This is a genomic window from Helicobacter sp. 13S00482-2 (assembly GCF_002272795.1).
GTDB lineage: Bacteria > Campylobacterota > Campylobacteria > Campylobacterales > Helicobacteraceae > Helicobacter_J.
Window position 1 is genome coordinate 19,219 of sequence record NZ_MLAT01000001.1, and the last position, 21,574, is coordinate 40,792.

At 34.0% G+C, this 21,574-nt stretch carries 22 protein-coding genes; 2 read left to right on the top strand and 20 right to left on the bottom strand.

Annotation, left to right across the window (positions count from 1 at the left end):
- The first annotated feature begins 91 nt into the window (after positions 1-91).
- The gene (locus BKH42_RS00080) at positions 92-1,150 is read left to right on the top strand and encodes a cytochrome-c peroxidase (protein ID WP_095293572.1); all 1,059 of its coding nucleotides are present in this window, start codon (positions 92-94) and stop codon (positions 1,148-1,150) included.
- Between the two features lie 39 nt (positions 1,151-1,189).
- On the opposite strand, the gene BKH42_RS00085 is transcribed toward BKH42_RS00080, so the two are convergent.
- The 10 genes from BKH42_RS00085 to BKH42_RS00130 all read right to left on the bottom strand — a co-directional run bounded on the left by BKH42_RS00085 (position 1,190) and on the right by BKH42_RS00130 (position 10,950).
- The gene (locus BKH42_RS00085; protein WP_095293573.1) at positions 1,190-2,422 is read right to left on the bottom strand and encodes a hypothetical protein; all 1,233 of its coding nucleotides are present in this window, start codon (positions 2,420-2,422) and stop codon (positions 1,190-1,192) included.
- Entirely contained in the window at positions 2,419-3,054 is a 636-nt protein-coding gene (locus BKH42_RS00090) for a uracil-DNA glycosylase family protein (RefSeq protein ID WP_095293574.1), read from the bottom strand. The genes BKH42_RS00085 and BKH42_RS00090 overlap by 4 nt, the downstream gene beginning before the upstream one ends.
- 19 nt (positions 3,055-3,073) lie before the next feature.
- Positions 3,074-4,483, bottom strand: a complete 1,410-nt coding sequence (gene aspA, locus BKH42_RS00095) for an aspartate ammonia-lyase (RefSeq protein WP_095293575.1) — start codon at positions 4,481-4,483, stop codon at positions 3,074-3,076.
- A 74-nt stretch (positions 4,484-4,557) separates the two neighbouring features.
- Positions 4,558-5,826 carry a UDP-N-acetylglucosamine 1-carboxyvinyltransferase gene (gene murA / locus BKH42_RS00100; RefSeq protein WP_095293576.1) on the bottom strand — a complete coding sequence of 423 codons (1,269 nt, stop codon included), beginning with the start codon at positions 5,824-5,826 and terminating at the stop codon, positions 4,558-4,560.
- A gap of 2 nt (positions 5,827-5,828) precedes the next feature.
- Positions 5,829-6,227 (bottom strand): hypothetical protein, encoded by a 399-nt coding sequence (locus BKH42_RS00105; RefSeq protein ID WP_095293577.1) that lies wholly within the window; start codon positions 6,225-6,227, stop codon positions 5,829-5,831.
- A 10-nt stretch (positions 6,228-6,237) separates the two neighbouring features.
- Positions 6,238-7,062, bottom strand: coding sequence for a UTP--glucose-1-phosphate uridylyltransferase GalU (gene galU, locus BKH42_RS00110; RefSeq protein WP_095293578.1), 825 nt, complete (start codon positions 7,060-7,062; stop codon positions 6,238-6,240).
- Entirely contained in the window at positions 7,059-8,705 is a 1,647-nt protein-coding gene (locus BKH42_RS00115) for a lytic transglycosylase domain-containing protein (RefSeq protein ID WP_257874203.1), read from the bottom strand. Before BKH42_RS00115 ends, galU begins: the two co-directional genes overlap by 4 nt.
- Complete coding sequence (locus tag BKH42_RS00120) at positions 8,702-9,001, bottom strand: YggT family protein (RefSeq protein ID WP_095293580.1); 300 nt, start codon at positions 8,999-9,001, stop codon at positions 8,702-8,704. Before BKH42_RS00120 ends, BKH42_RS00115 begins: the two co-directional genes overlap by 4 nt.
- Positions 8,998-10,329 carry a glutamate--tRNA ligase gene (gene gltX, locus BKH42_RS00125; protein ID WP_095293581.1) on the bottom strand — a complete coding sequence of 444 codons (1,332 nt, stop codon included), beginning with the start codon at positions 10,327-10,329 and terminating at the stop codon, positions 8,998-9,000. The genes BKH42_RS00120 and gltX overlap by 4 nt, the downstream gene beginning before the upstream one ends.
- 51 nt (positions 10,330-10,380) lie before the next feature.
- Positions 10,381-10,950, bottom strand: a complete 570-nt coding sequence (locus tag BKH42_RS00130; protein ID WP_095293582.1) for a flagellar FLiS export co-chaperone — start codon at positions 10,948-10,950, stop codon at positions 10,381-10,383.
- 102 nt (positions 10,951-11,052) lie between these two features.
- Here BKH42_RS00130 and BKH42_RS00135 point away from each other — a divergent pair, with 102 nt between their 5' ends.
- Complete coding sequence (locus tag BKH42_RS00135) at positions 11,053-12,372, top strand: M99 family carboxypeptidase catalytic domain-containing protein (RefSeq protein WP_257874204.1); 1,320 nt, start codon at positions 11,053-11,055, stop codon at positions 12,370-12,372.
- A gap of 52 nt (positions 12,373-12,424) precedes the next feature.
- On the opposite strand, the gene rpsR is transcribed toward BKH42_RS00135, so the two are convergent.
- The 10 genes from rpsR to BKH42_RS00185 form a co-directional block, all read right to left on the bottom strand.
- The gene (gene rpsR, locus BKH42_RS00140; RefSeq protein ID WP_095293583.1) at positions 12,425-12,679 is read right to left on the bottom strand and encodes a 30S ribosomal protein S18; all 255 of its coding nucleotides are present in this window, start codon (positions 12,677-12,679) and stop codon (positions 12,425-12,427) included.
- Positions 12,680-12,688: 9 nt separating this feature from the next.
- A complete protein-coding gene (locus tag BKH42_RS00145; protein WP_095293584.1) occupies positions 12,689-13,195 on the bottom strand; it encodes a single-stranded DNA-binding protein in 507 nt (168 codons plus the stop codon).
- A gap of 23 nt (positions 13,196-13,218) precedes the next feature.
- Positions 13,219-13,638: a 30S ribosomal protein S6 gene (gene rpsF / locus BKH42_RS00150; RefSeq protein WP_095293585.1), complete on the bottom strand. Its 420-nt coding sequence runs from the start codon at positions 13,636-13,638 to the stop codon at positions 13,219-13,221.
- Between the two features lie 86 nt (positions 13,639-13,724).
- Positions 13,725-14,714 (bottom strand): DNA polymerase III subunit delta, encoded by a 990-nt coding sequence (holA, locus tag BKH42_RS00155; RefSeq protein WP_095293586.1) that lies wholly within the window; start codon positions 14,712-14,714, stop codon positions 13,725-13,727.
- Between the two features lie 13 nt (positions 14,715-14,727).
- Positions 14,728-16,695, bottom strand: a complete 1,968-nt coding sequence (locus tag BKH42_RS00160; RefSeq protein ID WP_095293587.1) for a ribonuclease R family protein — start codon at positions 16,693-16,695, stop codon at positions 14,728-14,730.
- Complete coding sequence (locus tag BKH42_RS00165; protein WP_095293588.1) at positions 16,696-17,490, bottom strand: shikimate dehydrogenase; 795 nt, start codon at positions 17,488-17,490, stop codon at positions 16,696-16,698.
- Positions 17,487-18,245, bottom strand: a complete 759-nt coding sequence (locus BKH42_RS00170; RefSeq protein WP_095293589.1) for an SH3 domain-containing protein — start codon at positions 18,243-18,245, stop codon at positions 17,487-17,489. Before BKH42_RS00170 ends, BKH42_RS00165 begins: the two co-directional genes overlap by 4 nt.
- A gap of 24 nt (positions 18,246-18,269) precedes the next feature.
- Positions 18,270-19,265, bottom strand: a complete 996-nt coding sequence (purM, locus tag BKH42_RS00175) for a phosphoribosylformylglycinamidine cyclo-ligase (RefSeq protein WP_095293590.1) — start codon at positions 19,263-19,265, stop codon at positions 18,270-18,272.
- Between the two features lie 85 nt (positions 19,266-19,350).
- Positions 19,351-19,833 (bottom strand): hypothetical protein, encoded by a 483-nt coding sequence (locus BKH42_RS00180; protein WP_257874205.1) that lies wholly within the window; start codon positions 19,831-19,833, stop codon positions 19,351-19,353.
- Positions 19,830-21,569, bottom strand: coding sequence for a M3 family oligoendopeptidase (locus tag BKH42_RS00185; protein ID WP_095293591.1), 1,740 nt, complete (start codon positions 21,567-21,569; stop codon positions 19,830-19,832). The genes BKH42_RS00180 and BKH42_RS00185 overlap by 4 nt, the downstream gene beginning before the upstream one ends.
- Positions 21,570-21,574: the final 5 nt, after the last annotated feature.

Consider the following 21,574-nt stretch of genomic DNA (forward strand, 5'->3'; position numbering starts at 1 on the left):
GTATTTACTTAAGAAATTTTTAATTAGTTTTATTCTCAAAAAGGGTATAATAAGGAGAATCAAACTAAACAAACTAACGATAGGAGAAAAAATGAAAAAAGTAATACTTTTAGGGAGTGTTGTTGCATTTTGTGCCATTAGTGTATTTGGGGCAACCAATCAAGAGCTTATTTTAAAAGCAAAACAAGCGGGGTTAAAGCCTATTCCTACTGGAAAAAATTTGAGGGATTATCAAGTAAAAAAAGCCAAAGAAATTGATTTGGCTACAGGCTATAGTCCTAAAATGAGTGATGCACAAATAGAGCTTGGGAAAAAACTTTATTTTGACCCTAGGATCTCAAGCTCAAATCTAATTTCTTGTAACACTTGTCATAATCTAGCATTAGGTGGTGTGGATGTTGTTCCAGTGGCTATTGGGGAAAAGTGGCAGAAAAATCCTCATCATTTGAACTCTCCCACTGTATTTAATTCTGTTTTCAATGCGGTTCAATTTTGGGATGGTAGAGCACATCATCTAGGAGATCAAGCCCAAGGTCCTATACAAAATCCTGTAGAGATGGGAGCACAACCGAGTCTAGTGGTTCAAAAAATCACTTCCATTCCCGCTTATGTAGATGAATTTAAAAAAGCTTATGGAAATAAAGTAAAAATTGATTTCAAGCTCATCGCAGATACAATTGCAATGTATGAAATGACTCTAGTAACCCCAAGCCGTTATGATGATTTTATAAATGGCAATCCAAAAGCTTTAAGCAAAGCTGAACAAGAGGGGTTAAATATTTTTATTGATAAAGGATGCATAGCTTGTCATAACGGAATCAATCTTGGAGGCACGATGCAACCATTTGGCGTTATAAAACCTTATGAATTCGCAAATGTAGGTGATTTTAAAGGTGATGCTAATGGTATGGTAAAAGTTCCTACCCTCAGAAATATCACTGAGACAATGCCCTATTTTCACAATGGCCAATATTGGGATGTCAAAGACGCGATAAAAGAAATGGGAGCGATTCAGTTAGGAATAAACATCACTGATGCAGAAGCGAAAAAGATAGAAACATTTTTTGGATCTTTAACTGGGAAAAAACCTGTTATTATCTATCCTGTCCTAGCTCCAGTAACTAATAAAACTCCAAAACCAACATTTTAATACATCATTCTGATTGTGCTTAGCACAATCAGAACCTAATCATTGAATAATTTCAAATATTGAGCCCTTAGCTCGATAAATTGTATTGATATATTGAACTTGATTCTCATTAATAAGCTCGGAGAAAAATTTATTTATTTTGGGATCTTTGAAGTTAAAAAACATTTCCACACCAATAGCGGTAGAATAATTTACCCAATCATACCTCAGGTCACTACTAAGTAAAGAACCATATTCTATAAGTTTTTGATTTGTATTCCCAATGGCATTGATAATATAAAGGTTTTGCCTATCTTTAGGCAAAACCAACATCAACAAGGAGGGATTATAATTAATTTGAGTAGAGAGCACTTTAAGAGGTTTTTTCTTTGAAAATCCAAGTTGAGAAAGCATCAATCCACTTTTGACAACAGGAGTGTTTAACACAATCACGCTATCTTGCAAAAAATCCTCCTGAGTATTGAGATTCTTCGCAAAAGTAGCTGCTTCCTTAGAAGAGATGATGCTTTTATAAGCAATATTTGGATCCATATCATCTAAAATTTCACTCAAACTCAGTCCTACAGGGCTATCATCATCATACTCTACAATCGGATTGCTTCCTGCAAGAGTCACGATGATCTGCATTTGAGCCTTATAATCAATTCCTCCAAAATAAAGATTGGAAGGCAATCTGTTTGAATTAACAAGTTGATTTTTGTTGATAGTGGGGATATAGGTAGGAATACTCACATAAGTACTTTCAATAAAATTCTCCACTCCAGCTTGAGTGAGTAGTGCGATCACAAATTCATATTTTTGCTGCTCAATTTTATTATAAGCATCACTCAAATCAGATGAACTCTCCCCACCGCTATCAAAAACTTTAAAATCAAAATCTCCTCCACGAGTCATCAAATACGCCAGTATTGTGTCAATACTTGCTACAGAATAACGTCCTACGATTTTTTTGGGTATCAGTAATGCAATCTTTATTTGAGAATTCTTCACATCTTGATACATAGAACTCTGCATAAAAGAGTCGATTTCAGAAAGAGCTACCGCCAGATTAGCTCGAAGCCCTATATTATGAGTGTCATTTTTAAATTTTGCTACGAATGAAAAAATCTTTCCATCAGCATAAAACTTTTCTAGACATTTTTCATTGCATCTATCAGTATTATTATCTACAACCTCCTGTTTTGGGAGTGGAAGAGGTGAAATAATATAGCTCTTAGCAAAAATAAACTCTTCAAAGATAAGCAATAAAAACAAAATAATCCATTTTTTCATAACATTCCTTTTGCAAGTAAAAAATGCCTCATCGCTTCTTTTTTTAAGGACGGATTTTTAAGCAATTCATTCAAAGAATAAGTAGCTAGATAGTTTCTGCTTTGTTTAGATAGAATTCTACCTTTATGTTGATTAAAATCTGCTCCAAGCAAATGCCTCAAAACAAAATCTCCCATTAAAAGAATTACTCTGACTGAATCTGATGTGATCTGCTGATTCAAATATTGCTTACAAGTAAAAGCGTGATTATCGGAAATATTTAATTGATTTTGATTGCATTTCACTAAAGACAAAACTCCATATTCTGAAGGATCTAGCATAAAAACATTGGAAATAATATCTTGAAGCATTTTTGAACTTCTATTTTCTGTAAAACGATTGAAGGCATCTGTTAATGGAAGTTCTGAGATAAATACTATTTTTGGTTTTGAAGGCATGATACCAAAGCTAGGCTTAGAGCTTTTGGCACGTTCGCACAAAGCACAATGAGCGATGGTATCTTGAAGTGAAACCATAGGGACACTAAGCGTGTTATCAGATGACTGGACATTGATATTATCTGTATATCTCCCTCCAAACATCTTTTGATAATACAAAAACCTGAGATAAAGGATTTTTTGATCTTGAGACATTAAAACCAACAAACTCCTTCTAGGCTTTATTTTTATTCATATGAGGATTTATCATATTTTGTGGCTTGAATATATCATCAAGCTGTTCTTTACTGAGCAGACCTCTCTCTAAAGTAATATCATAGACACTCTTACCTGTATTGAGACATTCCTTTGCAATGGAAGCAGAATTCTCATAGCCGATATAAGGATTGAGTGCAGTCACAATACCCACACTATTTAACACAAAATTTTTGCATATATCTTCATTTGCAGTGATTCCATCAATACATTTATGTGCAAGAGTTAGCATCGCACGATTGAGCATCACAATAGAATTGAACAGGCTATAAGCAATGACAGGCTCAAATACATTTAGTTGCAATTGCCCTCCTTCTGCTGCCATTGTAACAGTGATATCATTCCCAATCACCGCAAAACAAACTTGATTGACCGCTTCAGGAATCACAGGATTGACTTTGCCAGGCATGATAGAACTTCCTGGTTGCATTTTTGGTAAATTAATCTCATTCAAACCCGCTCTTGGCCCTGAACTCAAAAGTCTTAAATCATTGCAAACTTTAGATAGTTTTACAGACACTCTCTTGAGCACACCACTTATCTGAACATATGCACCCGTGCTTTGGGTGGCTTCTATGAGATCAGTTGCGGTTATAAAAGGCCTACCTGTGACTTCTTGGATTTTTTCTTCTACGATTCTTTTATAATCAGGATGTGAATTTATCCCTGTACCAATAGCTGTTCCACCTAAATTGATAATACGTATCAAATTTCTAGCATCTAACACACGTTCAATATCTTTATTTATCATAGACTCAAAAGTTTTGAATTCCTGACCCAAAGTCATTGGTACAGCATCTTGTAGCTGAGTTCTTCCCATCTTAAGTATATCTTTAAATTCTTCAGCTTTTCTAGCATAAGACTCCTTCAAAATACGCATGGACTCTGTAAGACCACTCAATCTTTCATAAAGAGCTATTCTGAGTGCTGTAGGATAGGCATCATTAGTAGATTGGGATAAATTCACATGATCATTTGGATGGCAATATTGATATTCGCCTTTTTTATGCCCCATCAACTCAAGTGCAATATTTGCAATGACCTCATTGGCATTCATATTTGTGCTCGTTCCCGCACCGCCTTGAATCATATCTACCACAAATTGATCGTGATATTTTCCAGCAATGATAAAATCACAAGCCTTACAAATAGCATCTTTTATGCTTGAATCTAATAAACCTAACTGATGATTTGCCAAAGCGGCCGCTTTTTTGACTTGTGCAAGAGCATTCACAAAAACAGGAAAATCAGAAAGCTTCTCGTTGGTGATATTAAAATTTTCCATCGCCCTAAAGGTCTGAATTCCATAATAAACATCATCGTTAATTTCTAATTCACCGATAAAGTCATGTTCTTTTCTTGTAGACATTTTTTCTCCTAAATATTAAAAATCTTAATTACTGAAATATTCTAGATTATAGTGAAACAAATCTAATAAAAATTTTATTTTTCTTTTAATCTCTCAATCCTTGCACCTAATGCATAAAATTTCTCCTCTAATCGCTCATATCCCCTATCAAGATGATATATCCGATGAACTTGAGTGTTACCTTCTGCAACAAGTCCTGCTAAAATTAGAGCTGAAGATGCACGTAAATCTGTTGCCATCACATCAGCTCCAATAAGCTTCTCCCCTCCAGTAATCTTGGCAACATTCCCACGCAAAGAAATATTTGCACCCAATCGTTGCAATTCGCTCACGTGCATAAAGCGATTCTCAAACAATCTTTCTTCAATAAAACTACTTCCTTCGCACACAGAAGCAAGAGCCATAAACTGTGCCTGCATATCTGTTGGAAATCCTGGATATTCAGTTGTGATAATCTCAAAAGCATTGCGTTTAGAACTAGGTAAGATTTTCAGGGTATTTGATGTTGCCTGTATTGTAAAACCTATTTCTTGAAGTTTTCCAATAATCGCTTCCAAATGATTAGGAATAACGTTTTTAAGGGTGATAGATGAGTTTGTTATCGCTCCTGCACACAAATATGTACCTGCTTCAATCCGATCTGCGATCACATCAATTTCTTTAAAATCCAATAGCTCACCAGCACTTCCCCTAACACAAAGTTCATTGCTCCCAATACCATCTATCTCTACTCCTGCTTTTTGTAAAATCTCACAAAGCTGTAAAATTTCAGGCTCTTTTGCAGCATTCACAATGCGTGTAACACCCTTAGCTAATGATGCAGCCATTAAAACATTTTCTGTACCTGTAACGGTTATTTTATCAAACACTATATCGCTTCCTTTAAGTCCAGAAGGTGCTTTTGCGATAATATATCCCCCTTGTATGGAAATCTCTGCTCCCATTTTTTCCATTGCCTTGATATGTAAATCCACAGGCCTAGCACCAATAGCACAACCACCAGGCAAACTCACCTCACATTTTCTAAATCTGCTTAATAATGGCCCCAATACCAAAATGGAAGCCCTCATTTTACGGACAATATCATATATGGCCTTAGTGTGTATGATTCTATCAGATGAAATCAAAAGCTCATTGGGTGAAATCCACTTTGTTTCTGAACCCAAATGCTCTAATAGCTTTGCCAAAGTTTTGACATCTGCGACATCAGGAAGATTTTTTATTCTCAGTGGATTTTTACACAACAAAGCACTAGCCAAAATAGGTAATGCTGAATTTTTTGCTCCAGATATGGTTACTTCACCCCTCAAAGAACATCCCCCTACAATTTTCAAATAATCCATTTCTAACCTTTCTTTCTAGTTTTAAGCACACCGCTTATCATATCTGCGATTTGTTTTTCATTTCCAGAATTTGCATTTTCAAGTTCTTGTCTTAATTCTGAAACTTCATCAATATCAAGAAACTTTGAATGAGCTATCTTTTCTACCAAGGCAAACCAAAATTTAGAATCTTTCTCATCTGTTGGAATAACAGCAAAATTTTTGAGAAATTTTCTCAAAAATGCATCAAATCCTTGCTTGGTTTTAATTGTGCTCAATAAGATCTGGATAGTTTGAAGTGTGGGCTCTTGGATTGAAATTGGTTTTTGAGAAAATAACCAAACCATTCCAATGGCCAAAATAGGGAAAGCAAACAGCACCCCCATAACCCAAAAAAAGATATAAAACCAAATATCATACATCGTTCAAACCCTAAGAATACAAGTATTGATAAAAATCGTTCGTTGCTTTAATAAACCCATCAATACTTCCACAATCATAACGTTTGCCATCAAATTTATATGCAATCACCTTACCCGCCTTTGCTTGTTGCAACAATGCATCAGTAATCTGTATCTCACCTTTTTTACCTGGCTTAGTTACTCTTAAAATATCAAAAATATCTGGAGTTAAAATATATCTACCAATAATGGCAAGATTAGAAGGAGTCTCCTCTTTGCTAGGTTTTTCAATCATATCAGAAACCCTATAAATCCCCTCCTCAATCTCTTCGCCTTTCATGATCCCATATTTATGAACTTCTTGTAAAGAAACCTCTTCAATAGCAATGATAGAACACTGATATTTTTCATAAATATCCATCATCTGCGAAAGTACGCCCTTACCTGCTGGATTAGAGCACAAATCATCTGCTAAAATAACAGCAAATGCTTCCTTTCCTATCAGAGTTTCTCCAGTGAGTATGGCGTGTCCAAGTCCTTTCATTTCATTTTGACGAGTGTAAGAAAAAGTACATTTTTTGATAATAGATCTTATTTCCTCTAGTTGAGATTCTTTATCTGTTCCTTTGATTTGATGCTCCAATTCATAACTGATATCAAAATGATCTTCAATGCTTCTTTTTCCTCGCCCTGTTACAATAGACATTGTATTACAACCTGCTTCTAAAGCTTCTTGCACTCCATATTGAATCAAAGGTTTATTCACAATTGGTAGCATTTCTTTTGGCATTGCTTTTGTAGCAGGTAAAAATCTAGTCCCATAACCAGCAGCTGGAAAAAGGCATTTGCTAATCATTTTTTATCCTTTGTATAAATAATCGTCTGTGTGAGGAATTTTTCTAGATCTAGTTTATGTCCTAAAAGCTCTTGATAAATCACATAATTTGCCAAAACCTTCATCCCATAAAATCGAGATTCTTCATAAGGTATAAGCTCCATACTAATCCAAGGTTCATACTTTCTACCCTTCAAAAACAATTCTTTTTTTTCTAGCAATCTTCTCAAAAATCCCGGTCCGCCATTATAAGCATAAGAAACAAAAAGAGGATGGACAAACTCTTCTTTAAGGTGATTGAGATAATAATTTCCAAATTTCAAAGAAATTTGAGGATTAAACATATCAAATAAATTCGCATCTTTGATATTCATCTCTTTTGCAAAAGGAAGCACATTAAAAGGCATAATTTGCATAATCCCCAACGCATAAGATCGTGAAATGAGTGCTGGAAGCAAATGGCTTTCTTGTCTAGCGATTGAATAAACCATCGCCTTTTCATCATCATTTTTCCAATCAATAAGATCTTCATAAGGCCTAATAAAATAATTTATCTTGTACTTATTGAGACGATTCAAAAAATACACCAAGTGAGGAAGAGTTTTTTCATATTTGAAGTACTCTAAGATTTTCTTGTATTCTTCATCATCAGAAATCGCAAAAACATTATCCTTAAGTATCTGCCATTCAAAAGGGTCAGAAACGTTAAAATCTGGATTTTTTTTGCTAATATTTTTGAAATCTGAGACAATATTATATTTTGGGACAAAACCTAATTTTTGATTGGCAAAAATAGAAAAAATATCCACAAATTCACTTTGAGAAAGCTCCTCTAAAAAAAGTTTATTTCCACTGAGTAAATATTGCCAAAACAAAGCTCTATCTCTCATAAATGGATCAACAGCTGCATTTTTAGAACGTGCAAAATACACAAGTGCTCTTGCTTCTCTTTTTTGCAAAACCTCATTTATTCCTAAAAGAAAAAATGTATTTGTATCTGAACTTTTAATATCAGCTTTTGCTAAAGCATCTTTAAATTTATTAAATCTTGAATCCAATATGATGTTATGGAGTGTCTTATTGAAAACAGGACTATTCTCATTGGCAAGTTTCTCTAGCTTCTTCACAGAAATAGCGTTATCAAAAATCTTGAGCTTTTGAGAATAGCTTAGACCATTAAAAATGATGCCAAAATTTTTAGCTGAAATTTCAAACATAGCACTTAAAATATCCTTGGAAGAAAGTGCCTTGATTTGAATTAATAAATCAGGATAAGAAGGAGAGATCTTTTGGATAATCATTTCCAAATCTAAAGCAGAAATTTTTGGCACATCAGAAAGTTTAAGACCATATGCGATACATTCTGAATCTTGCGTTTTAAGTTCTTCAAAAGTTAAATTTTTACAAAAAATATCTTTAGGCATTTCTGTGGCAATACCCTTATCCTGCATTGCCTTTTGAATTCTTGGAGTTTTATTAAAAACAAGTTCATATGCTGTAATGGCGTCTTTTATGGAGGTTTTTTTATCAGAAATAAACTGCCATATGTAAAAATCTCTTGCCACTCCCTGAGGTTTAGATTCTAAAAATTTTAACGTAATATCACTTTTGGCTATGCCAATTGAACATATCAAAAATAGCCCAAGAAGAATTTTTTTTGTCACTGAAAAAACTTTTGAGAATAAGTCCATAAAGATTTCACCAATACCATATCAATAAACTGCAATACAAGAATAACAAACAGGGGTGTAAAATCAATTCCGTTATACAAAAGCCGGATTTTGCTCTTAATTTTTACAAAAAGTGGGTTTGTGAGCTTATTGAGAATGATGACTATAGCGTTGTTAGGATCAGGACGAACCCAACTTATGAGGGTTGCGATGACAACCACCCAAGTGTAAAAAAAAATCAGAGTATGCAAAATAGTTGCTATTGCATTTAAAATATTTCCTAAAATCATTGTTTATCCTTTATATGCAATATCTCTTTTAGATAAAATCGAATATAGGGGTACAGTACGCTCAAATCAAGCCCATGAGATTGCCCTGTTAATAGAATTCTAAGGGGTTTAAAAAATTTCTTTCCTTTTAGATTGCTCAGGCTCATAGCTTCATTTTTAAAAGATTCATAATCATTGAGTGCTTTTGAATCCACCTCAACCATGCCTATCAAAACCTTGAACAACTCCTGGCATTCAAATTCAAAATTCTCATTTTCATAATGTTTGGCTATATCTTTTGGCTTAAAGATCAAGTCAATCTTTTCTCTGATCTCATTAAGAGTGCTTGCCTCCTCTAAATGAAGCTTCCCTATAGCTCCAATACTCATATCTTTACTTTGCAATAGGAGTGCAAATTCACTTTCATTGAGTCTTTTAAGATGTTCACGATTAAGATAGCGCAAACGTTTGATATCAAATTTTACGGGGGATTTTGCTATATTGGTTATATCAAACCACTCTATAGCTTCAGATAAAGTAAAAATTTCTGTAGGAGTTTTGTTCCCCATTGAGATAAGATAATTCATAATCGCTTGAGGTAAAAAACCTTGTTCTAAAAGCCAAGAAACACTTGAAGCACTGTCTCTTTTGCTCATTTTTCCACCACTTTCTCCCAAAATAATGGGCAAATGAGCATAGCCAATCTTTTTATCATACCCCAAAGACTTCTGTATCAATATCTGCTTGGGAGTATTGCTAACGTGATCTTCACCTCGAACAATAAAATCAATATTATAAATCATATCATCGCACGCACAAGCGAAATTATAAGTAGGTACGCCATCTTCGCGCAAAATCACAAAGCTATCAATCTCGGCAGGAGCAAACTCCAAATGTCCTTTTATCTCATCATCAAAGCGAACAAATCCTTCTGCTCCCTTTAACCTTACCACGGGTTTAGCACTAGGTCTTTTTTCTAGTTCTGCCCAAGAATCATCGTATCTAAAGGCGATTTTTTTACTGATGGCTTCCTGTTTTTTTTCTTCTAAAAATTCTTTGGTGCAGTAACAATAAAATGCTTTGCCTTCTCTTATCAGATATTCTGCAAAACTATGATGATGTTTGAAATTATGACTTTGATAAACTAACTCATCCCATAAAAGTCCAAAAAGATTCAAAATTGCCAAAATTTCCTTATCTTTACCTTCGATATTTCTAGATAAATCAGTATCCTCAATACGGATAAGGAATTTTTCATTCTTTTGTTTGGCAATGATATAATTAAAAACTGCTGCCCGAAGATTACCAATATGCATATCACCAGTAGGAGAAGGAGCAAAACGAAGCATCAAGAACCTTTTGGTTTATTTTTATATGATTTTAGCAAAATACTACCAAAGTTAGAGCATTTTCAAAAAATCTTTGGCATCAAAATTATCATAACTAGAGGTACTTGAAAGATCTGAATCAAAAATCTGTTGCCCTGATGCCTTCAATGCCACAAGCTTAAGACAATCAGCGATCTCTGCTTTTTTATCTTCAAGATAAGAGCATACATTTTCATAGCCACCATTCTCAAGAAAATCTAAAGGATTGAAAATTTCAATAACAATCTCTTGTGTATCTACAAAAATACTCAGAGTGTTTCCAAACAAGGGTGTTCCCATAAACGAACATTTTTCCACAATTTCACTGATTTCTTTAAATACAATCCCCTCTAAAGACTTAAAATCCCCATCTTTAAATTCATCATCTATAAGGATTACTTGGATTTGAACAAGCAATTTTGAAAGTGCATTATCTAAAATCTGCAATGCCCCTATGAACTCATTTGCACTCTTCATATCCTCACCAAATTTATGTATCTTACGCTCTTTATTAAAACAATTTCCCGATAAATTCAACTTATGAGAATCATCTATCCCGTTTAAATGCTTTTTGAATGTGTCCAATAAATCTTTATCAACCATTTTTTGCCCTTTATAGCAGAATTACGAAAATAAAAAGCACATTTTGTTCCACTGCTTTAGGTATAATGTTCCCAAAAATCATAGTCCAAAAAAAGGAAACTTTTGAAAAAACTCCTCATTTTAAGTATATTATTCGCCTTCGCACTGAGCAAACCTCTCGCTCCGATTGATTTTGATCTTATCAAACAAGAAACAAATCCAAAGTCTCCTACTGTTTTGCTAATGGGAGGCATACAAGGTGATGAGCCTGGTGGATTTAATGCCACAAATATGTTTTTAATGCACTATAAAATCACTGATGGGAATGTTTGGGTTGTGCCTGTTTTGAATAAACATTCTATGCTAATGAATCATAGAGGTCTTTATGATGATATGAATCGCAAATTCAAAAAGCTTTCAGATTCTGATCCAGAATTTTTTATCATCAAACATATTGAAGATCTCATCACTTCTAAGGAAGTGAATGCCATCTTGCATCTACATGATGGAAGCGGTTTTTATCGACCTAGATACGAAAGTACTCTATTTAATCCCAACAGATGGGGAAATTGCTCAATCATTGATCAGCAAATTTTAGAAAATGTAGAATTTGGGGATCTTGATAATATTGTAAATAAGATGACTTCTCATATTAATGAAAACCTACTTGATAGTAGCCATCAATATCATGTTCGTGATACTCATACCGCCAAAGGTGATAAGGAAATGGAGAAAGCATTGACTTATTTTGCCATCAGGCACGGAAAACCTGCATTTGCAAATGAAGCTAGCAAAGAACTTTCACTTGAAAAAAGAGTGTATTATCATCTGTTAGCAATTGAAGGATTGCTTGACCAAATAGGCATAAAATATGAGAAGGATTTTAAACTCACTCCAAATAATATCTATCGTCTCATCAACGATAAAACCCTTGATGTTAAAATTGATAACTCTATCATCTTGCCAGTTTATGGATTGCGTCCTATATTGAATTATTTTCCAATCCCAAAAGATAAGCAAATCACAACTATTCCGATAAGTTCAAAAGCCCACATCATAGGCTTACTACCTAGGAACAATCAAATATGGCTAAAATATGGAAATAAACTAATGACTCGAATCAATCCCGATTATATGGAATTTGATAATTCTCTCAAAAATATACAAATCAAAGTAGATGGGGAGTTAAAAGACATTCAAATTCCAAGCATTATAGAGGTTAAAGAAAATTTTGAAATACTTCCTATTGAAGGCTATCGCGTGAATATTATTGGCTATGTCATCCCAAATGATCAGTCAAAAAAACCAAATGAAACAGGTATATTGATACATCACAAAGAGTGTATTTCTAGATTTTCTATTGACAAAGCGGGGAAAATTTTTCGAGCTGAAATCTATAAAGATGATAAATTTAGTGGAATGGTATTGATTAAATTCTTATAAAATAGAACTTATTTATAAAGAAAGAGCACATAAACGTGCTCAATGGATATTTTTAGAACCTAAAGGGACTTTCAACAACCTTTTTTCTATCTACAATGTAAGGAATCAGAGCCATATGCCTAGCTCTCTTGATAGCCACCTCAACTCGCTCTTGCCATTTTTTAGTGTTGCCAGTGAGCCTTCTTGGCATAATTTTATATCTCTCAGATAAAGAATGTTTTAACATTTCAATATCTTTATAATCAATAAAATCAATCTTCGCTTCTGTGTACTTACAGTATCTTTTTGAATATTTTTTTCTTTCCATTATTTTCTCCTAAAATGGTATTTCATCATCATCTATATTAATCTCAGGAATATTTTGCTCATATTTTTGTGCATTCATTCCACCTTGTGCGAACTGTCTAGATGCGTTACTTCCCTGCATATCATGGGCTGAATCTGACTGATTTTGTGCTGGTTCATAACTTTGGTATCCATCATCTTGAGAACTAGAAGACTTGCTATCAAGCATTTGCATAGATTCTGCGGTGATGGTATGTTTGCTTTTTTTGTTTCCGCTCTGATCTGTCCAACTCTCAAGAGTCAATCGTCCTTCAATAAGAATCTTAGATCCTTTTCTTAAGTACTGATTTGCGACTTCAGCTGCCCTACCAAAGAGTTTTACATCCACAAAACAAACTTCTTCGCCTTGTGAACCATCTTGCTTTTTATACCTTCGATTACTCGCAAGTCCAATAGTCGCAAGTGCGGAACCACTAGGAAGGTATCTTAGCTCCACATCACGTGTCAGATTCCCTATTATAATAACCTTATTATACATTGTGGCTGCCTTTTATCTAAACCTCAATCTTGAGTAGCTGAGGATTCTATGTGGGATTGCGTTTGAGATTTCTCTCTGAGAGGTTTTGAATCTGATTTTGCATCAGGTTTTTTATTGGCTTTATCAACCAATGCCTGCCAAGTTTTTTGCTCTTTTTTGCTTTCATATTTGATAACAATAAATCTCAATATATCTTCGTTGATACGATACAATCTTTCAAGCTCCAAAATCAAGGAAGGATTAGCTTGAAAATAAATCACAAAATAATAACCTCTACTGCTTTTTTTGATCTCATAAGCAAGATTTCTCATCCCCATATCAATACAAGTAGTAATGACTCCGCCATTCTTAGTAATGACCTCTTTGTAAAAATCAATCTTTGACTTGATTTCTTCTTCTACCAAAGTAGGCTTAACGATAAACATCGTTTCGTAGTGTTTCATTGTCTTCTCCTTATGGTTTTCGCCCTTTTGTTAAATCTTATACAAGATTCAAAAGAGCAAGGTACTTTTTAAAAAAGGCTTGAATTTTACCTTATATATACTTGTAGTTTTATTAAAACATTCAAACTGAAATTTTTTTGGCCCCTCATACTCACATTACGCCATTTTCTGAATAACTCAAAAATCTTCTGATATCCTTCTTCTTTTATTCTTATCGCCCTAGAGGCAAGTTTATCCACGATGGCTTGGGGAGGAGCAAAACCAAGTATATCTTTAGCATTTGGAGAGCCATTGCTTTTTATATAAGCAAAAAATAAAAATAACTGATAAAAATACCTTTCCATTTCTCGCAAGATTTCAATATCATCAAGCCCCTCTTCTTGGATTTTCCACAAAAGAGATAAGGCATCTTTTTTATCAAAAATTGCATTATAAAGCTCATCAATACCAACACTCCCAAGTCCATAGGAAAGTTTGTGAATATCTTCGATAGTAATAGGTTTATCAAAAATCGTGAATTTTTCTAATTCGTTATAAGCAATACTCAAATCATTATTTTGTAAATTCAAAATTACTCCAAGTAGCCTATCTTCGATATCTAAATTTAACTCATTTGCACGTTCTCTTAATAAAGCAATGCAATCATAAAAATTCGGGTCAAAAAACCTTACATCAATCACACCTTCGCCCTTAAAAGCTGAAGCAAAAGTTCTAAAATCTTGTGCATACTCAGCACTTGTCTTAGAATCTGAACGATAAAATTCAATAATCAGAGAATTGTTTGCATTCATAGAAATTGCATTTAAAAAACTATCTATTTCTTTTTTGGGAAGTTTTTTATCTAGTTTTAATACAACCAAGCTCTCATCTGAGAACAAAGAACTTTGACCCAATATATCCATTACTGATCTAAAATCATAATCACTGTAATAAAAAGTGGTTTTGTTAGATTTATCAGTGATTTTTTTAGCAATCTTAGCAGAATAATAAGAAATCAAAAAATTTGACTCACCATAAAGCAACGTTGCTTTAGGAGATGATTTTTTTAATAACGTATCTAAATCTTTTCTATACATCTTCTACTCATTTTTACTTGGTTTTATGAAGGATTTTTGCAAAAATCTTACCACTTGGGATATGTGCATCTAAAATCCGTATTTTAACTTCATCAAATTTTTCTATATCATCTGGCAAAGCATCCAAAGTGATTCTAGCTCCATAGATGAGCTCAATTGCATTTGCCAAGGGAGGATAAGATTCATCAGAGATAATCGAGGTTAAACTCGTGCCTATATGATCTAATGCCCAACGAGCATATTTGCGATCTTTAAAATCTGTTTCTATTTTAAAAACCTGTCTTTCTTGATCGTTTAAAAGCATACAAGAAGGTTTCATATGACCGAGCAAATACGCAAGTTTTTTATTTGAATTGCCATCATCTGAGAGTATCTGTTTTAAGATTCGGTGCAAAAGTAAATCGCTATATCTACGAATAGGAGAAGTAAAATGTGTGTATTCCTCAAATCCTAATCCAAAATGTCCAATATTATATGGGGAATAACTCGCCTGAGATTGAGATCTGATAATCATTTTATCGACTTGTTTTCGATGATTTTTCTTTGTGGCTTGTTTTTGAATGGTGGTGATTATATGGTGAAGATTTTCTTGATTATAAGATAAAGAGGGAATATCATACCCTAAGATCTTCAAATCAAACAATAATTCACTTATTCGATCTTGGGCAGGTGCATTATGAACTCGATAGACCCCATCATCGCCTAAATGTTTATTTAAAAATCTAGCTGATTCTTTATTAGCCAACAACATAGCTTCTTCAACTATCATATGCGAATCAGTCTGTGAGGTTATTTTTATCTCAGTAAGCATTCCATCAGCATTGAGTTCCATTTTAATTTCATCATTGAAAAATTCATAACCTTTCTTGAGTCTTTTTGAACGAAGTTTTTTTGCAAGAGGATAAAAGCCTAGAATGCTTGTTTTTACATCTTTATTCATAGGTATTTTTTCTTCATTTAAAAGCCTATCAACACTCCCATAACTAATATTTTGATGGTTATTAATAAGACCTTCAAAAAGTTCTGAATCAATCACTTCAAAAGTACGTCTATGAAGCCTCAAACGCCATATAAAAGCGAGTCTATCTTTTCCTTGTTTTAAAGAACATATGTTTTCACTCAAATTTCTAGGCAACATAGGATAACTTTTATGCGGAAAATACACACTAAAACCCCTACGTTTTGCCTCCATATCTAAAGTAGATTCAGGGCTTACATATTCACTCACATCAGCGATTGCAACATATAAAGTATGGTTAGAAATATCAAAATAAATCGCATCATCGTGGTCTTTAGCATCATCAGGATCGATTGTGCAAAATGGCAAATGTCTCAAATCTTTACGTTCAGGATACATATAAGCATCAACTTCTTGACCAAAACTTTCAGCTAACACGCTCGCTTCATTATTAAAATCAACATCGCGATTATAGAGTGCTAAAGAGATTTTTTCATCAATTTGTGGATCATCCATAGGACCTAAAATCTCTTTGATTTGCCTAGAGTGCATCTCCACACTAAGCACGCAATGTTTTGGAAGCTCACGCAAAGATTTTTGAGAAACGGCGAGTTTGATTGGCTTAGCATAGGGATTTTTAAGTTCAAGTGCAATGATTTCACCTTTTTTTTTCTCTAAATAACAAAGAATCCCCATATTTTCTGTATACAGGCATATAACAATCTTTGCCCTCAACCTGCCTTTTATTCTTGTTATTTTGGCCAAAACAATATCATTTTGAGAAATAGATCTTGATAGCCCATCTATGACTAAATCTTTTTGATAAATGGATTCAAAGCTTCGCAGAAAACCTCTGCCTCCCCTAGAAATATCCACGCTTCCGATAATGAATCCTTCTTTGAGCTGATAAATTCCCTGTTTTTGCTCCACAAAAGACTTATGCCTAAGCTCATCATAAATTTTCTGGTATTTTCTAGGGATACTCCTAAGCCCATTAGCAAGACCAAATAAAAATTCTTTCATTTATAAAACAGACTTCATTTGCTTTCTAATTTCATGAGTAGAAATTTTATGATCACAAAAAAGATATGATGCCAAAACTCCCTGTTCAATCAGCATATCCTTTCCATCTTTGATAAAAATACCCAAACTCTTTGCTAATTTTAAAAATGGAGTTTGAATTCCATATATCAAATCATAAGCCATTTTTGAAGATTCCAAAGTTTTTCTAAGATTATCTTCACTTAATGGAAGACTCTCATCTTTTAATCCTGAAGGCGTCGCATTGATAACAACATCAAAAGACATAGGTAAAAAATCTTGTATCAAAGAACACTTAAAGCCATCTGATAAAAAAGGCTCTAAGCGTTCTTTGGATCGATTTATTATGAATACTTCTATGCCTTTTTCTCTAAGAATATATGCAAGTGCTTTTGCACTCCCACCTGCACCTATCAAAAGAGCTGATTTAAAATTATTGATAGAGATCGTATGATAAAATCCATCAGCATCTGTATTATAGCCGATTAGTTTTTCACCTTCTAGCACCAAAGTATTCACTGATTTTACAACTGAAGCGATACCTCTAACCTCATCGCTTTGATTGAATGCATTTTCTTTAAAGGGGATTGTGATATTGGCTCCACAAAGTCCTAAGTCAAAAAAGATTCTCCGCAAATTTGAACCATCTTGCAATAAATATCGTCCATAAAAACCTGAAAAACCAATCTCTTTAGCAAATTTATAAAACACAGAATTGTGTATGAGGGGGGATTTAGAATGGAAAATAGGATTTCCAAAAACACAGAATTGTTTCATTGATTGGCATCATTACTCTGCTTGGTCAATAGATCAAGCAATACCCAACCCTGATCTATGTTTCCCCAACCATCTTGGATGTCCTTTACAACTACAGATTCTCCTGAAGTAAGCTTACCAACTACTTTTGATGATACAGTAGGCGCAGAACGTATATTGACCACCTTAGAAACATCATAAACACCCAAAAGAGGATTTTTTTTGGATGATTTTTTAGATTCAAAAGGTTCTAATAACCTCGCATAAACCCAACCATTTTTGAGTCTTGCCCAACCATCTTGAATAAATTGCACTTCTATATTCTGTTTATAATTCAACTTACCCACAACTTCAGAAGTGGTATCTGGATATTTTCTGATATTCAAAACCTTGCCCAAAACAACATAAACATCAGAGTGTCTTACGTCTTGATTTGCACTTTGAACAATTTGCATTTCGTTAGAAACCTTATCTGATGGGATATATGATGGAACAGGTTTAGAGCTCTGATCTAGATTCCCTTCATCAGAAATGGATTTTTTATCAAGCAACCCATCATCGTGGGCATCACTAGGAACAGAAGAGTGCTGAAGTCTGTTTTCTTCCTCTTTGTAATTCATCTCGGGCTGGGATAAAATAGCAGTACTGAAACCTTCAGGAACAGAATCTTCTTTTTGCTTATTGGTACCCACAAAAATAACATAATACAACCCAAAACCAAAAAACAAGGCTAAGACAGGAATTGTATATAGTTTAAACAAGGATTTGATATTCATTCTCTAGCCCATTCCTACTTTTATTCAAATCAACCTCACGCCAGTAAAGTCTTTTACGACCTCACCTATTTGATATGCATCGGTATTTTTGAGGACATAGTCGACATTATTCTTAGGTGTAACAAGAACCATCCCAACACCCATGTTGAATACTCTATAAATCTCATCTTCATCAAGATTTGCTTTTAGTATATCAAAAATTGGCAATGTTTTTATAAGTCCTTTATCTATCTGTGCCCCCAATCCTTCAGGCAAAACCCTAGGTAAATTTTCAACTATTCCACCGCCTGTAATATGAGCAAGAGCACTAATATGATTTTTTATCTTTTTATAATCATCTACATAGATTCTCGTGGGAGTGAGCAAGGTTTCAATCAAAGGCTTACCACAAAAATCATCCTCAAACTTCATTTTAAGGTTTTCAAACAAAAATTTACGAATAAGCGAATACCCGTTGCTATGTATCCCACTACTTCTAAGTGCTAAGAGCACATCCCCTTGTTTGACTTGAGATTGTCTTTTTAAATCTAACTTCTCTGCAATTCCTACTGCAAAACCCGCCAAGTCAAAATCCCTACCATGATACATTCCAGGCATTTCCGCAGTTTCCCCTCCAATAAGCGAACACTGTGCCATTTCGCAACCTTTGGCAATACCTTGAACCACCCTCAAGGCTCTAGATTTATCTAATTTTGCACTTGCGTAATAATCTAAAAAGAACATTGGAGTAGCAAAATTGCAAATCAAATCATTCACGCACATTGCAACCAAATCAATACCCACGCCTTCAAGCCTATCTGAATCAATTGCCAAACGAAGCTTTGTCCCTACACCATCAGTAGCAGCCAAAATAACGGGTTCTTTAAATCCACCTGGAAGTTCATATGCTCCAGCAAAAGATCCAATTCCTCCAATGACATTTTTATCAAACGTTGCTTTTACATAGGGTTTAATATTATCCACAAAAGCATTGCCTTCATCAATATCCACTCCAGAATCTTTGTAGGTCATTGATTGCATTTGTTTCCTTATTTTTTTAGCGTAACTGTATGAATTTTATCACAAAAACAATGTTTAAGCAAATTCTAACAAAAACAAAGAAATCCTATTTTAATTCAGGCTTGTTTTTCTGAATCTTTTTGAGGATTTTTTGATTTTGAGGATCAGAAAAAATCGCTGCTGCCGAGCTTTCAAGCGAATCTTTTTCATCTTTTTGTTCGGGGAAAACTGAACTCACCTCATTGCGGGAAAACAATATAACATTGTCGTCTTTTTTGTCTTTAACGATGAGTTGAATGATTCCTTCTACTTTTACATTTACAAAACTCCCGATATTGTCTTTTCCAAAACCAGCCTCAAATTCGACACTCAAAGGAGTTAGCACGAGACTATTAAAGCTATAACCCGCTAAAACAAATAATACAAAAGGTCCAAATCTTGAAAAAATTTCTTCTGGCAATTCTGGAGTAAAACTCACTTTAGAAAGTTCGCAAAATATAGAAAAATTAATCTCATTCTCAATCAAAAACTTAATATTCTCAACACAATGCCTATTATTTAGTTGGTTGTATTTACTAAGCACACTCATAGATCAGATATCCTCTCAAACTCTTCTAACATTTTCTTTACTTCTTCTATGCCGATCTTCCAAAATTCTTCATCCTCTATGTCAAAACCAAACCTTGCAACAAGTTCCTTGGGGCTTTCACTCCCTCCAAGACTTAAAAAATCTATATATACCTGCACAAAATCTTTATTTTTCTGACTTTTATATAGTCCAAACAATGCCAAAACAAGCAATTGTCCATAACTATATGAATAACAATAAAAAGGCGAATGAATAAAATGAGGGATATAACTCCACCATCTATCATAATTTTTTGTTAACTTGATGCTTGAATCAAACATTTTTTGGTTTTCTTCACGCCAAATTCTATCAAAATCTAAAGCCTTGAGCTCTCCTTCTATATCGTGAATCTTGCGTTCAAAATTTGTCATCACAACCTGCCTGAAAAGAGTGGAAAAAATATCCTCTAATTTCCCTGCATAGATACTACACAATTCTTCAGATGAGAGATTATCCTTAAGATCATCAAACAAGAGCATCTCGGCAAACACTGAAGCTGTTTCGGCTGTAGTTAAGGGGGTGTCCATATTCAAACAACCTATTTTTTTACTGAGTTCTTGATGAATCATATGCCCAAATTCATGGGCTATCGTGAATGCATCACGCCTATTGCCTGTAAAATTAAGCAATACGTAAGGATGAGAAGTAGGCACACTTCCGTGACTGAAAGCTCCACCACGTTTCCCATCTTTGGGATGAGAATCAACCCAACCATTCTCTAAGGCAGTTTTAGCAATTTCATAAAATTTTCGAGAAAATCTTTTAAATGCCCTAAGGACTGAATGCGTAGCTTCTTGATAATTTTGGATATTTTCTTTATCTTTTAAAATAGGGGCATATCTATCATAATCTTTCAAAGAAAAGCCCAAGATCTTAGATTTTATCTTGTAATACTGGTGTACAAATGAAAAATTTGCATTCACTGTATCTATCATGGTATCCACGCTTTTTTGAGTGATTTGATTATCAATATGCCTAAAAGATTCTTTTTTCTCATACGATCTAAGTTTGGTTTGAATACTCAAATCCTTCCGTACCATATTCAATATGTATGTTAGTAAAAAACTAGATTTTTCAAGTTCTTTGCTAAAGCGTTTTTGAGCCTTTTTTCTGACATTTCTATCGCTATGATGCAATAAAGCTAAAATCTCCTCTTCATTTAAAAGCTCATTTTCATAAGAAATCTTCAAAGAAGAAAGATGCTCATCAAACAATCTTGAGAAAGCCCCAACCCCTACTGGAGAAGTATTCAAAAGCACCTTTTCCTCTGGCAGAGTGAGCTGGTGGATCTTTTTGTCTAAAAGGTTTTGGAGATAATAACGGTATTTTTGAGCACCCTTGATAAAATCTTTTTGTTTTTGTTCTTCTAATTGGCAAAATTCAAGCTCAAAAAATACAATATTCTCTTCAATGTCATTGGCTAAAAGCTCATATTTGGCATAAAAATCACCTTTTTTTGTATCTGTTGCAAATATCAAAAATACATAAGTCATTACTCTTGAGATACCTTCAACAATGCCTTCATATTCAATAATAGCACGTTGAAATTCTGCTGGTGTTAAACTAACCAAGTGATTAAAATATGTTTTTTCATAATCCTTTGCTCTTTTCTTGAGTTTAGGAATATAGTTTTCAAGTTCTCTAACGCTCTGAAAAAGTGAGCTTAAATCCCATTTATGTTCAAGAGTGCGACTCATTTTTA

Coding starts and splice junctions, on each gene's coding strand:
- murA (WP_095293576.1), bottom strand. CDS start 5,826: ATGGATTATTTGAAAATTGTAGGGGGATGTTCTTTGAGGGGTGAAGTA.
- BKH42_RS00120 (WP_095293580.1), bottom strand. CDS start 9,001: ATGATTTTAGGAAATATTTTAAATGCAATAGCAACTATTTTGCATACT.
- BKH42_RS00105 (WP_095293577.1), bottom strand. CDS start 6,227: ATGTATGATATTTGGTTTTATATCTTTTTTTGGGTTATGGGGGTGCTG.
- rpsF (WP_095293585.1), bottom strand. CDS start 13,638: ATGAAACACTACGAAACGATGTTTATCGTTAAGCCTACTTTGGTAGAA.
- rpsR (WP_095293583.1), bottom strand. CDS start 12,679: ATGGAAAGAAAAAAATATTCAAAAAGATACTGTAAGTACACAGAAGCG.
- purM (WP_095293590.1), bottom strand. CDS start 19,265: ATGCAATCAATGACCTACAAAGATTCTGGAGTGGATATTGATGAAGGC.
- BKH42_RS00090 (WP_095293574.1), bottom strand. CDS start 3,054: ATGTCTCAAGATCAAAAAATCCTTTATCTCAGGTTTTTGTATTATCAA.
- BKH42_RS00180 (WP_257874205.1), bottom strand. CDS start 19,833: ATGAGTGTGCTTAGTAAATACAACCAACTAAATAATAGGCATTGTGTT.
- BKH42_RS00160 (WP_095293587.1), bottom strand. CDS start 16,695: ATGAAAGAATTTTTATTTGGTCTTGCTAATGGGCTTAGGAGTATCCCT.
- BKH42_RS00185 (WP_095293591.1), bottom strand. CDS start 21,569: ATGAGTCGCACTCTTGAACATAAATGGGATTTAAGCTCACTTTTTCAG.
- BKH42_RS00165 (WP_095293588.1), bottom strand. CDS start 17,490: ATGAAACAATTCTGTGTTTTTGGAAATCCTATTTTCCATTCTAAATCC.
- BKH42_RS00145 (WP_095293584.1), bottom strand. CDS start 13,195: ATGTATAATAAGGTTATTATAATAGGGAATCTGACACGTGATGTGGAG.
- gltX (WP_095293581.1), bottom strand. CDS start 10,329: ATGCTTCGTTTTGCTCCTTCTCCTACTGGTGATATGCATATTGGTAAT.
- BKH42_RS00130 (WP_095293582.1), bottom strand. CDS start 10,950: ATGGTTGATAAAGATTTATTGGACACATTCAAAAAGCATTTAAACGGG.
- BKH42_RS00085 (WP_095293573.1), bottom strand. CDS start 2,422: ATGAAAAAATGGATTATTTTGTTTTTATTGCTTATCTTTGAAGAGTTT.
- galU (WP_095293578.1), bottom strand. CDS start 7,062: ATGATTAGCAAATGCCTTTTTCCAGCTGCTGGTTATGGGACTAGATTT.
- aspA (WP_095293575.1), bottom strand. CDS start 4,483: ATGTCTACAAGAAAAGAACATGACTTTATCGGTGAATTAGAAATTAAC.
- holA (WP_095293586.1), bottom strand. CDS start 14,714: ATGTATAGAAAAGATTTAGATACGTTATTAAAAAAATCATCTCCTAAA.
- BKH42_RS00170 (WP_095293589.1), bottom strand. CDS start 18,245: ATGAATATCAAATCCTTGTTTAAACTATATACAATTCCTGTCTTAGCC.
- BKH42_RS00080 (WP_095293572.1), top strand. CDS start 92: ATGAAAAAAGTAATACTTTTAGGGAGTGTTGTTGCATTTTGTGCCATT.